At 38.7% G+C, this 11,355-nt stretch carries 10 protein-coding genes and 2 tRNA genes; 3 read left to right on the plus strand and 9 right to left on the minus strand.

What is annotated here, in order from left to right; genetic code table 11:
* Positions 1–683, plus strand: a 683-nt coding sequence (locus VLZ86_RS10765) for an SUMF1/EgtB/PvdO family nonheme iron enzyme (RefSeq protein ID WP_325451175.1), incomplete at its 5' end; no start/stop codon positions are given.
* A 67-nt stretch (positions 684–750) separates the two neighbouring features.
* The gene (locus VLZ86_RS10770; RefSeq protein ID WP_325451177.1) at positions 751–2,034 is read left to right on the plus strand and encodes a UDP-N-acetylmuramoyl-tripeptide--D-alanyl-D-alanine ligase; all 1,284 of its coding nucleotides are present in this window, start codon (positions 751–753) and stop codon (positions 2,032–2,034) included.
* A gap of 103 nt (positions 2,035–2,137) precedes the next feature.
* Here VLZ86_RS10770 and VLZ86_RS10775 read toward each other — a convergent pair whose 3' ends face one another.
* The 8 genes from VLZ86_RS10775 to VLZ86_RS10810 all read right to left on the minus strand — a co-directional run bounded on the left by VLZ86_RS10775 (position 2,138) and on the right by VLZ86_RS10810 (position 7,422).
* Positions 2,138–2,281 (minus strand): hypothetical protein, encoded by a 144-nt coding sequence (locus VLZ86_RS10775; protein WP_325451179.1) that lies wholly within the window; start codon positions 2,279–2,281, stop codon positions 2,138–2,140.
* A gap of 288 nt (positions 2,282–2,569) precedes the next feature.
* Positions 2,570–2,644, minus strand: a tRNA-Val gene (locus VLZ86_RS10780).
* A 41-nt stretch (positions 2,645–2,685) separates the two neighbouring features.
* Positions 2,686–2,760: transfer RNA gene (locus VLZ86_RS10785), tRNA-Val, on the minus strand.
* A 62-nt stretch (positions 2,761–2,822) separates the two neighbouring features.
* Positions 2,823–4,043, minus strand: a complete 1,221-nt coding sequence (locus tag VLZ86_RS10790) for a folylpolyglutamate synthase/dihydrofolate synthase family protein (RefSeq protein WP_325451181.1) — start codon at positions 4,041–4,043, stop codon at positions 2,823–2,825.
* Positions 4,044–4,931, minus strand: a complete 888-nt coding sequence (locus VLZ86_RS10795; RefSeq protein WP_325451183.1) for an energy transducer TonB — start codon at positions 4,929–4,931, stop codon at positions 4,044–4,046.
* Position 4,932: 1 nt separating this feature from the next.
* Positions 4,933–5,325, minus strand: coding sequence for a biopolymer transporter ExbD (locus VLZ86_RS10800; RefSeq protein ID WP_325451185.1), 393 nt, complete (start codon positions 5,323–5,325; stop codon positions 4,933–4,935).
* Between the two features lie 127 nt (positions 5,326–5,452).
* A complete protein-coding gene (locus tag VLZ86_RS10805; RefSeq protein ID WP_325451187.1) occupies positions 5,453–6,148 on the minus strand; it encodes a MotA/TolQ/ExbB proton channel family protein in 696 nt (231 codons plus the stop codon).
* Positions 6,149–6,357: 209 nt separating this feature from the next.
* Positions 6,358–7,422 carry an anhydro-N-acetylmuramic acid kinase gene (locus tag VLZ86_RS10810; RefSeq protein WP_325451189.1) on the minus strand — a complete coding sequence of 355 codons (1,065 nt, stop codon included), beginning with the start codon at positions 7,420–7,422 and terminating at the stop codon, positions 6,358–6,360.
* A gap of 92 nt (positions 7,423–7,514) precedes the next feature.
* Here VLZ86_RS10810 and VLZ86_RS10815 point away from each other — a divergent pair, with 92 nt between their 5' ends.
* Complete coding sequence (locus tag VLZ86_RS10815; RefSeq protein WP_325451191.1) at positions 7,515–8,657, plus strand: acyl-CoA dehydrogenase; 1,143 nt, start codon at positions 7,515–7,517, stop codon at positions 8,655–8,657.
* Positions 8,658–8,755: 98 nt separating this feature from the next.
* Here the strand turns inward: VLZ86_RS10815 and VLZ86_RS10820 are convergent, their stop codons facing one another.
* The gene (locus tag VLZ86_RS10820) at positions 8,756–11,203 is read right to left on the minus strand and encodes a helix-turn-helix domain-containing protein (protein WP_325451193.1); all 2,448 of its coding nucleotides are present in this window, start codon (positions 11,201–11,203) and stop codon (positions 8,756–8,758) included.
* Between the last annotated feature and the right edge of the window lie 152 nt (positions 11,204–11,355).

An 11,355-nucleotide genomic window follows, 5' to 3' on the forward strand; every position in this document is an offset into this window, starting at 1 on the left:
CTGATATTACCAACAAAGTGAAATCATACTTACCTAACGATTTCGGAATATATGATATGGCCGGTAACGTTGCCGAATGGGTAGCTGACGTTTACAGACCTATTGTAGATGATGAGTTTAATGATTTCAATTACTACCGAGGTAATGTGTACACCAAAAATGCAATCAATGAAGATGGCACGGTAAAAGTGGTTACCACTGAAGATATTGTTTATGACACCTTAAGTAATGGGCAAGTTGTTCCTAGAAACTTACCTGGAACCATATTACAGGTACCTATCAACGGTGAAGATGCTTATTTAAGAACAAACTTTGACGCCAGTGATAACAGAAACTTCAGAGATGGCGACAGAAGATCATCACGTCACTATACAGATAACTTTAGTGATGATGGCGAAGTGTCTGACACGAGACAAATGTACAATTCTCCAAAACATGAAGTGACTGTTGATTCAACAGGTGCCATTGTAAAAATGATTGACAAATCAAATAACAGAACTTCATTGATCAATGATAATGTAAGAGTTTACAAAGGTGGTTCTTGGAAAGACAGAGCATATTGGATAGATCCAGCGCAGCGTCGTTATTTCCCACAAGACATGGCCACTGACTATATCGGTTTCAGATGTGCAATGTCAAGAGTTGGTTCAAAATCCAAAGGAAGCAACAAAACAAGAAACTAGTTTTTTAATTCAATAAAATCATAAAAGTCCTAACCATGAGTTAGGACTTTTTTATTACATTTATTTCATGAAAGCAGAACAGCTCTATCACTATTATAAATCGTCTACAGGCGTCTGTACTGACACCCGAAAAATCGAAAAAGACGGTCTTTTCTTCGCATTAAAAGGAGACAATTTTAATGGAAATAAATTTGCGCGTCAAGCTTTGGTATCTGGCGCCAAATACTGTGTGGTTGATGACAAATCTTATGCCATTGACGAGCGCTATATATTGGTAGAAAACGTTTTGGAAACCTTACAGAATCTTGCAACATTCCATAGAAATCAATTAGGCATTCCAATTATTGCACTGACCGGAAGCAATGGAAAAACCACCACCAAAGAATTGATCAATGCCGTGGTCTCAAAGAAATATAGGACGACGGCAACTCTGGGTAATTTGAACAACCACATAGGCGTCCCTTTGACCCTTTTACGGATGAATGAAACCACGGAGATTGGAATTGTGGAAATGGGTGCTAATCATCCCAAAGAGATTGCCTTATTGTGCGAGATTACCCACCCCGATTACGGACTCATTACCAATTTTGGCAAAGCACATCTTGAAGGTTTTGGAAGTATGGAAGGCGTGATCAAAGCAAAATCTGAACTGTATGATTATCTCAAGAAGCACCAGAAAACAATTTTTGTTAATGAAAATGATCCCCTTCAAGTCAAACAAACACTCAATTATGACCAGGTCTATAAATTTGGATTGAACTCCTCTACAGATACCAGGCTGGAGATTATCAATACGCAACCTTACGTCACCCTAAATTATAATGGCTCTGAAATTAAAAGCCAACTTACCGGTAACTACAATTTTAACAACATCGCTGTAGCTATTGCCGTTGGGTCTTATTTTAAAGTTGCTCCTGAGGACATCCTTAATGCCATTGAAGCATATACGCCAACCAATAGTCGCTCTCAAATTCTCAAAAAAGACAGCAATACCATAATTATGGATGCCTATAACGCCAATCCAACAAGTATGATGGCAGCGTTAGAGAATTTTAAGCAACTCCATCAAGAAAATAAAATAATTTTTTTAGGCGATATGTTCGAATTGGGAAACACTGCAGAAACCGAACATCAATCCATTGTGGATTATCTTGAAGAAAACGCGCTAGGAGAAATCTATTTGATTGGTGAAAACTTTTATAAAACGAATGTTAAACAGACGCACATTAAAAAGTTTCAAACTTTCGATCGTTTAAAAGCATACGTTCAAGAGCATCCTATTAAAGATTCATTTTTATTGATCAAAGGGTCGCGAGGTATGGCTTTGGAACGGATTTTAGAGCTTTTGTGAGCTGTTCTGGACTGTGAGCTGGAATTTGCTTGCTGTAGACTCCCGACCGCCCGCTGCCGACTGCTAACCGCTCACCTGATTACCATCATCCGCAACCAAACCATTACAGTTTCGATTTATTTATAATAGCCTTTAACCGTTCCACTCGAAGGGCTTTTCCAGCTTTTTGTTTATTTATCTTTCTATTAAGAAGTTTGGCATGTTTGGCCTTATTTTTAGTGTTTTTCTGACCTTTAGGTTTTGGCATAATACAGTGTTTTATGAAATCGTTATTCAGCGTTGTCTATCTATTTAAACAAGATTATGGTTTGTAACCCAATAGGAAGGCCAAGCAATTAGCCCATTCTGCAAAACATGAAAGATTTATCCAGGACAAAGTCCCTGCCGAAAACATGCCCACAGCAGGCAGGTACAATCCCTCTCGCTTACCAGCGCACTTCAGATTTTTGTTTCCTCCAAACCCTCAAGTCTTCGACTTAGGGTTTTCCGGTAACAAAAAATCCCAATGTCTTCAACATTGGGATTCTACTTGATGTGGTCCATACTGGATTCGAACCAGTGACTTCCACGTTGTCGACGTGACACTCTGAACCAGCTGAGTTAATGGACCTGCTGCTTATAAAAAAAGTCCATACAATGTATGAACTTTAGTGGGCGATGAGGGGTTCGAACCCCCGACCCCCTCGGTGTAAACGAGGTGCTCTGAACCAGCTGAGCTAATCGCCCTGTTACGGGTCTGCAAATATAGATTAGTTTTTGATATCCCAAAAGCTTTTTTTGAAAAATATTTAAATTATTTCTGCAACCACAAAAGTACTGCCTCCAACATAAATAACATCCAATTTACTAGCGTGCTGTTTTGCAGCATTTAATGCCTCTTGGACACTATCATATGCGTTGCCCTCAAAACCATTTGTTAAGAAAATATCGCGTAAGACTTCAGCATCTAATCCACGGGGTATATTAGGCCTACAAAAATAATATAGCGCATGCTTAGGCAATAATGGCAATATGGTCTCTGCATCCTTATCATTAACAACACCAAAGACCATGTGGAGCGTTTTATACGGCTCTCTTAATAATTGCGCCATGGCATAATGCAGCCCTTCTTTGTTGTGGGCAGTGTCACAAATAATCTTCGGATGGTCTTGAAGGATCTGCCACCGTCCATTTAAACCGGTATTTTTAACAGTATTCTTAAAACCATTCTCAATAGCCTCATCGGAAATCACAAACTCTTTGCTTCGGACAATTTCTATGGCACAAAGTACGGTCGCTTTATTTTTTTTCTGATAATCGCCTTTTAGATCACTTTCATGATCTTCTATGACCTCTTGCTGATCTGCAAAGTGAATCTCAGAATGATGAGCATCTGCAAGCTCCTTAAATACATTTTTGGTTTCAGGTTGCGTTTCTCCTATCACCACAGGTATATTAGGCTTTATAATACCTCCTTTTTCAAAAGCAATGGCTTCTAAAGTATGTCCTAAAAACTGAGTATGGTCCAAACCTATATTGGTGATTATTGACAAGACTGGTGTAATAATGTTGGTCGAATCCAAACGCCCGCCCATGCCAACTTCAACAATTGCAATGTCTACTTTTTCTCTGGAGAAATATTCAAATGCCATTCCTACAGTCATTTCAAAAAATGATAAGGAATGGACTTCAAAAAATACCCGTTGCTTTTCAATAAATTCAACAACAAAAGCTTCACTTATTTCCTTGCCGTTAATTTTAATGCGTTCTCTAAAATCCTTTAAATGTGGGGACGTATAAAGCCCCACCTTGTAGCCTGCTTCCTGTAAGATGGATGCCAACATGTGGCTGGTAGAGCCCTTCCCGTTGGTTCCTGCAACATGGATACTTCTAAATGTATTTTCTGGATGTTGGAGATGTTTTGCAAATTGCAAGGTATTGACCAAGTCGGCCTTATATGCAGTCTTACCTTGGTTTTGATACATTGGTAACTGCTTAAACATCCAGTTGACAGTATCTTGATAGGTCATTTATTGAGTAACGCTAAAATCGATTTTTACAAAACCTATTTGTGTTGGTGGTGCTTTTGGATCTGCAGGCCATTTATAGGTAAGCGCAGTTTTTCGTGCGGCTTCATAGAGACATATATTACCCGTAGTTCCTTTTTTACCAGGAATCGCGGTGACCACACGCCCCTCTCTGTTCACATGGATTTCAACTACAACCCTACCTTCTTCATCACAATCAGGAACCACTTTACTATTGGAAGGTTTACCCCGGCCTCTCAAGCCATAACCAGTTCCGGTGCCGCCACTTCCTGAGCCAGGCTGTCCAAAATAACTTGGTGCATACGGATCACCATCCAATTGGCCTTTATCTCCCGGTTTGCCGTCGTCACCTTGGCCTCCGGTTGTTGTACCCTCCGATTTCTTAACACCTCCTATCAAAGCATCTAACTTAGCCTTCTTATCGGCTTCCTCTTGACGTTGCTTCGCTTCGGCCGCTTCCTTGGCTTTTTGGGCACGCTCCACCTCTGCCTTAGCTTTAGCATCGGCTTTTGCTTTAGCGTCTGCAGCTTCCTTTTGCTTTTTCATGGCAATGGCTTCGGAGTTGTCTTCTGTCAACACCTTTTCAGCAGGCTGCTCTGATTTTGTTGGTTCTGTTTTTTCTTCTTCTACTTTTGTTTCCTTAACAATAGGCTCACTCACCACTTCCTTGGGTTCAGACTTTACAGGTTTGAGGGGTTGTACATCGCCACTGCCCACATCTGAATCACCAAAATTCACAGCTACCCCATATTCTAAGGGTGGATCCATATAAGGAGGACCAACCACAAACAACAACAATAGCAGAATAACCACGATAAGGGTGGTGATTTTTGCAGAATCGCGTTCATGTTTGGTTTTAAGATATTTCATATTAATTAGGCTTTACCGCCAAAATCACTTTAAATTTATTTCTATTGGCAATATCCATGACTTTTACGACATTCTCAACGGCTACTGATTTTTCAGCTCTTAAAACAATGGTCGGTTCTTCAAGATTGGCGAGGACATTCTTTAGTTCCAATTCGAGAACACTTTCTCCTACCAACTTCTGATCGATATAATAATTCAAATCCTTTGTAATACTAACTGCAACCGATTTTTTATTCTCCGTCTTCCCGTCTGCTTTAGGCAACAGGATGTCAATGGCATTTGTGGTAACCAAAGTTGATGCCAACATGAAAAATATCAATAACAAAAAGACAATATCCGTCATGGACGACATATTGAACTCTGGTGTTACTTTATTTCTTCCTCTTATATTCATAATTAAATAGTACTCAAGATTATCATTATTCTGCGATTCTGAAACACATCCCGACAAATTTCACTGTTTAAAACTTCAGCGCTGTTTTCGAAAACTGCCTACTGAAGACTGCCGACTGCCGACTAAATTAAATCGGTTCGTTCAAGTGATCCAAAAACTCTAAAGAATTGGCTTCCATTTGATGGACGACTTTATCAGTTTTAACCACCAAGTGATTATAGGCCATATAGGCGACAATACCAACAATCAAACCTCCAACAGTTGTTGTCATGGCGGTATAAAGTCCGTCTGCCAGCAATTTAATGTCAATTTGCCCACCAGCATTTGCAATTTCAAAGATGGATAGAATCATCCCAATAACTGTTCCTAAAAATCCAATCATTGGTCCCACCCCAGATATTGTGGCAAGAACACTCACGTTTCTTTCCAATTCATAGACTTCCAACCGTCCTGCGCTTTCTAGAGCGGTACTGATATCTTCCAACGGCTTGCCAATGCGACTGATGCCTTTATTGATCAAGCGAGAAACCGGCGTATTGACTTGGGCGCATAGAATTTGAGCCGAATCTATTTTTCCGTTGGTGACATGATCCTTTATTTGATTCATGAAATTAGAATCTATTTTTGATGCTGCTTTTACGGCAAATAACCTTTCGAAATAAATATAAATCGCAAAAACCAACAACACAAACAAAATGGCAATGATGACCATCCCGGCAGTTCCCCCACTCCCTATCAATTCAATAATTGATAATGTCTTTTCAACTGATTCTGTTTCCGGAACAAGTTCCACGCCATCTTGAATAGTACTCTGTAATATCATATTAAAAATTTATTAAAATTGATGTAATTAGTGTGTAAACGTACAAAACTTAACTTAAGTATATTTTAAATTCGTGTTCTTGAAAACATAAATATCAAGCCCCTTCATTTGTATTGTGTTTTGAGCTCAAGAAACCAGTGCTTTCCTGTCCGAATTTCCCTCGCAAATATAAAAAATAAGCAGCGCTTAGAATCATATTAACACTATTTTTAAGGATAATAAATTTTACCGGAACTATGATCATTTCTTGCGCCAGTAACGCTACTCAAACAGTTGTTTTCATTACGAAGTTTAAGCACCCCCAAAAAAGCAAAAAGGAGGGCTTCTTTGTAGTTTATGATGGATTTATCCGGAATAATAATGGCATTTTGGGTTTTATTAGATAAACAGGCCATCAAGAACGTATTAAAGGCACCACCACCAGTGGCTAATACTGAGGCGTTACTCTTAAAATTGATTTCATTGGAGATTTGAACGGCAATATGTTCCACGAAAGTTCTTAAAACATCTTTCTCGCTCAAAGAAAAGGAATCTATCATTGGAAAAATCCATTCTTTCACCCATTCCAAGCCCAAAGACTTTGGGTAAGGGGCTTTATAAAAGCTTAAAGCGTTCAATTGTTTCAACAGCGCTTGATCAATGGTCCCGGAAGCCGCAATCTTGCCAGCATCGTCATAATCTAATCCCAAAATATTGGCATAACGATTCAATACAATGTTAACGGGACAAATATCGTAAGCAATCCGCTGTCCGTTGATTTCCGAAGAAATATTCGCAAAACCACCCAAATTCAAACAAAAATCATATTCAGAAAATAGGAGCTGATCACCAATGGGCACCAATGGCGCACCTTGCCCGCCCAAGGCAACATCCTCAACCCTAAAATCACAAACCACAGTCTCATTAAGGAGCGTGGCCAACTTGGGTAAATTACCAATTTGATAGGTCAATCCATTTTGAGGTTGGTGCAGTGCAGTATGGCCGTGGGAACACACGGCATCCAAATTGGAAAGTTCATTTTTTTGAATAAATTGACGGATGGCACGTCCCAAAAAATGGGTATAATCGTCATCCAATTGCACCAGTTCCGAGGTGGTCAAGGCCACTAAATTTTTTAATTTTTCGACCCAAATGGATGGATAATCATAGGTTTCTGCCACCAATATTTCAAAATTCCATTGGCCTTGATGCGTAAAAGTACAATGGGCAATGTCAATCCCATCCAAGGATGTACCTGACATTACGCCTATAACGTTGTAGTGATTTTTAACCATGGCTGTAAAAATAGTTATTCAAATTGAGAAAATAGCACTAAAACCTTATCTTTGCGTTCGTTTTCTAATCAAACCAACAAGCATCTTACAACATGGATTTTACACTAACCGAAGAACATAAATTAATACGTGACGCCGCTCGCGATTTCGCTAATACTGAACTCCTTCCTGGTGTTATTGAACGTGACAACAAACAAAAATTCCCAATGGAGTTGGTTAAAAAAATGGGAGATCTGGGCTTTTTAGGGCTGATGGTCGATCCTAAATATGGCGGGAGTGGGATGGACACTATCTCGTATGTGTTGGTGATGGAGGAATTATCCAAGATTGATGCCTCAGCTTCTGTAATTGTTTCCGTGAACAACTCGTTGGTCTGTTATGGCTTGGAAGCATTTGCAAGTGAAGAACAAAAACAAAAATATTTGACAAAACTAGCTACTGGCGAGTTTATAGGTGCTTTTTGTTTGAGCGAGCCCGAAGCCGGAAGTGATGCAACGTCCCAAAGAACAACGGCTATTGATAAAGGCGACCATTACCTGATTAATGGTACAAAAAACTGGATTACTAGTGGTGGCCGTGCAGACGTGTATTTGGTGATTGCCCAAACCGATAAGCATAAAGGCTCTCATGGGATCAATGCCTTTATTGTCGAAAAAGGCACTCCTGGATTTGATATTGGACCAAAAGAAGATAAATTAGGAATTAGAGGTAGTGATACACACACTCTACAATTTAACGACGTCAAAGTCCCGAAAGAAAATAGAATTGGTGATGATGGCTCAGGCTTTCGATTTGCCATGAAAACCCTTTCTGGTGGACGGATTGGTATTGCAGCCCAAGCTTTAGGAATTGCGGCCGGTGCCTATGAATTGGCATTAAAATATTCAAAAGAACGTAAGGCATTTGGTACAGAAATCTGCAACCACCAAGCAATTGCCTTTAAATTGGCAGATATGTATGTGGATATTGAAGCTGCTCGACATTTGGTGATGAAGGCAGCCTGGGATAAAGACCAGGGCAATAATTACGATGTCTCCAGCGCGGTGGCAAAATTATTTGCTTCTAAAGTAGCTATGGAGCATACAATTGAAGCAGTCCAGATTCATGGTGGCAACGGATTTGTTAAAGAATATCATGTGGAAAGATTGATGCGCGACGCAAAAATCACTCAGATTTACGAAGGCACTTCAGAAATTCAGAAAATAGTAATTTCAAGAAACCTAATTAAGGAATAATCTTTTTTATACATAGTATTATGAAAGACTCAACTTAGGTTGGGTCTTTTTTTTGATAACTAAAAACTTAGAAAGTCGCAGAAAAATTCTCAAATAATTTATCCTTCCTTCTTTATGGTATTTAAAACCAGTCTAATTTCAGGATAGCTATATTTAGGATCCAATTTATCCTTTAATTCGGATAGACTCTCAAAAGATTGTTTAGGAATGAGCTCAGACAGCTCCTTAAAATGTACTTCTGAAATTAAATCGGCAATTTTGACTTGACCAGAAGTTACAAATTTAGATAAATGGCCAAAGATGGTGGTTTCGGCAAGCTCTCGTTCCGCTGCAATTTCCGAAATGGTTTTCCCCGATTGATAGAGTTCCAAAGATAGTTTATCAGATTCGCCCTTTTTAAGGGCCCTCTTAGGTTCTGCAGGCTTTTCAAAAACGATGGCATCATCAGTTTCAAAATCATTTTCCTCACAATAGGCTTTTATGACTTCAAGAATTTGAGTGCCGTATTTCTCGACACGAACTTTTCCAAAACCGTTGATCTCTAAAAGTTGCTTTTTCGTTACTGGGAGCACTTCACAGATCTCATATAATGCTTTTTGTGTGAAGACTTGATAATGAATCAAATCATTTTCTTGCGCAATTTCGTTCCGCAATTCACGTAACAATTCAAATAATTCAATATGGACCGTACCATCAATCACAGAAGCCCTTGATTTTTTAGGTTTATCTTTGGTCAGGAATACCGATTTGGCTCTTAATTCCAAAAATCTTTGGATAGAAAACCCCTCCGCTAATCCATTAAAATAAGAAAGTTTGGTAGCCAAAAGCTCTTCAATAGTCTCCAGGTTCTTAATTAAATCATTTTCGAGAGCCTTATTATCTGTAGAATAATTAAAAGCTTTTAATGCGTCTACAATACATTTTTCTGTTTCGGACTTAAAATAGTCTCTTGCCTTTTTAAATCGTTCTTGAATCGTATCACTGGATTCAGGTAAATGTTCAACATCGGCAATTTCATTCAACTGTTGACTAAAACTATTACCAAGTTTTAAGAATCTGGTAATCCCTTCCTTCATGGTCACTAAAGGCGTTTCAACATGGCCCTGGATACTTCCCTTGTTTTTATAAAACACATCCAACAAACGATTAATGGGATATAAGAATTCATAAAAATTAAATATCTCCTGAATAGATTCAAGCTGAAATGCTTTTTTAGCTTTTTCTAAAGCTTGTTCGTCGGGTTGATTCTCTGCCGTTGATTTGGTAAAGGTGCTTACCTGATGGTCATTAATTATTTGGCTAGAATCTATTTTACTTTTTAACACAAGTCCTTCTAACGATTTACATCGACTCAGCGCCACATAGGTTTGCCCGTGTGCAAAGGCACCCTGTGCATCCACGATGGCCTTTTCAAAGGTCAGACCTTGGCTTTTATGAATGGTAATAGCCCAAGCCAAACGCAAGGGAATTTGAGTAAAGGACCCAATTTTATCCTCTGTTATTGCTTTAGTTTCAGCATTTACAGAGTAATTAATGTTTTCCCACTCTTCTGGAGTTGTATTAATGTTATAATCATCATCCGGGCATTTGACAACCACTTCATCCTTTTCCAACAAAATAACCTTACCAATCTTACCGTTAAAATAGCGCTTTTCAGGTGAGCTGTCATTCTTTATAAACATCACTTGTGCCCCAACTTTTAACTGGAGTTCTTCCTTATTTGGGAAAGCATAATCTGGAAACTTCCCAGATACTTTTGCCTTATACGTATGTTCTTTGGTGGTCAAAGCTTCCAATTCTGAGGCATTGACCATTTCTGCCCTATTGTTATGAGTGGTCAGTGCAATGTAACCTTCTTTAGGATCAGGTTTAAAATCCTTAATATACCGCTTATTCAATTCATCCGCTGAAGCTTGCGATAAGGTATTATTCCTGATTTCATTTAGGATTTCAATAAACTTAGGATTTTCCTGTCTGTAGATATGCCTAAGCTCAATGGTTATGGCGTGGCAATTTTGATAGGCATGACTACTAAAGAAATAACCCGTTTCGTAATAAGTTTTTAAGAGTTGCCATTCATTTTCCCTGATTACTGGCGACAGTTGCTGCAAATCCCCAATCATCAAAACCTGAACGCCTCCAAAGACTTTATTTCGATCTCTAAAGCGTTTTAAGGTTTTCTCAATACCGTCCAAGACATCAGCGCGCACCATACTTATCTCGTCAATAATCAATAAATCCATCGACTTAATAATATCGATTTTGGTTTTACTGAATTTCCTATTGAAGCCAGATGAAGTATTGGAATCAGAATCGGGTAAGATAGGACCAAATGGAAGTTGAAAAAAGGAATGGATCGTCACCCCTTTGGCATTAATTGCCGCTACACCCGTTGGTGCAACCACAACAATACGCTTTAAAGAATTATGCTTTAAATTATGTAAAAATGTCGTTTTTCCAGTACCAGCCTTTCCCGTTAGGAAAACATTTTGATTGGTAGTGTTTACAAAATTCCAAGCTAATTCAATATCTTTATTTGTCTCCATTATAAGCTTTTAGATCACGGAAATTGAAAATACATCAATTGCCCAATATTTGAATGCCTTATGGAGTAAAATTAAGCTATTTCTAAGAAGTTAAGCTAGGGAAGCTTGACATATATAAACAAAAAAGTCCCCAACATTTCTGTTGGGGACTC

It is taken from the genome of Gelidibacter sp. (assembly GCF_035515035.1).
Lineage (GTDB): Bacteria > Bacteroidota > Bacteroidia > Flavobacteriales > Flavobacteriaceae > Gelidibacter.

Excerpts from the sequence above, each read along its gene's own strand:
- VLZ86_RS10810 (WP_325451189.1), bottom strand. The coding sequence starts at position 7,422 with ATGGTTAAAAATCACTACAACGTTATAGGCGTAATGTCAGGTACATCC.
- VLZ86_RS10800 (WP_325451185.1), bottom strand. The coding sequence starts at position 5,325 with ATGAATATAAGAGGAAGAAATAAAGTAACACCAGAGTTCAATATGTCG.
- VLZ86_RS10775 (WP_325451179.1), bottom strand. The coding sequence starts at position 2,281 with ATGCCAAAACCTAAAGGTCAGAAAAACACTAAAAATAAGGCCAAACAT.
- VLZ86_RS10820 (WP_325451193.1), bottom strand. The coding sequence starts at position 11,203 with ATGGAGACAAATAAAGATATTGAATTAGCTTGGAATTTTGTAAACACT.
- VLZ86_RS10770 (WP_325451177.1), top strand. The coding sequence starts at position 751 with ATGAAAGCAGAACAGCTCTATCACTATTATAAATCGTCTACAGGCGTC.
- VLZ86_RS10790 (WP_325451181.1), bottom strand. The coding sequence starts at position 4,043 with ATGACCTATCAAGATACTGTCAACTGGATGTTTAAGCAGTTACCAATG.
- VLZ86_RS10815 (WP_325451191.1), top strand. The coding sequence starts at position 7,515 with ATGGATTTTACACTAACCGAAGAACATAAATTAATACGTGACGCCGCT.
- VLZ86_RS10795 (WP_325451183.1), bottom strand. The coding sequence starts at position 4,931 with ATGAAATATCTTAAAACCAAACATGAACGCGATTCTGCAAAAATCACC.
- VLZ86_RS10805 (WP_325451187.1), bottom strand. The coding sequence starts at position 6,148 with ATGATATTACAGAGTACTATTCAAGATGGCGTGGAACTTGTTCCGGAA.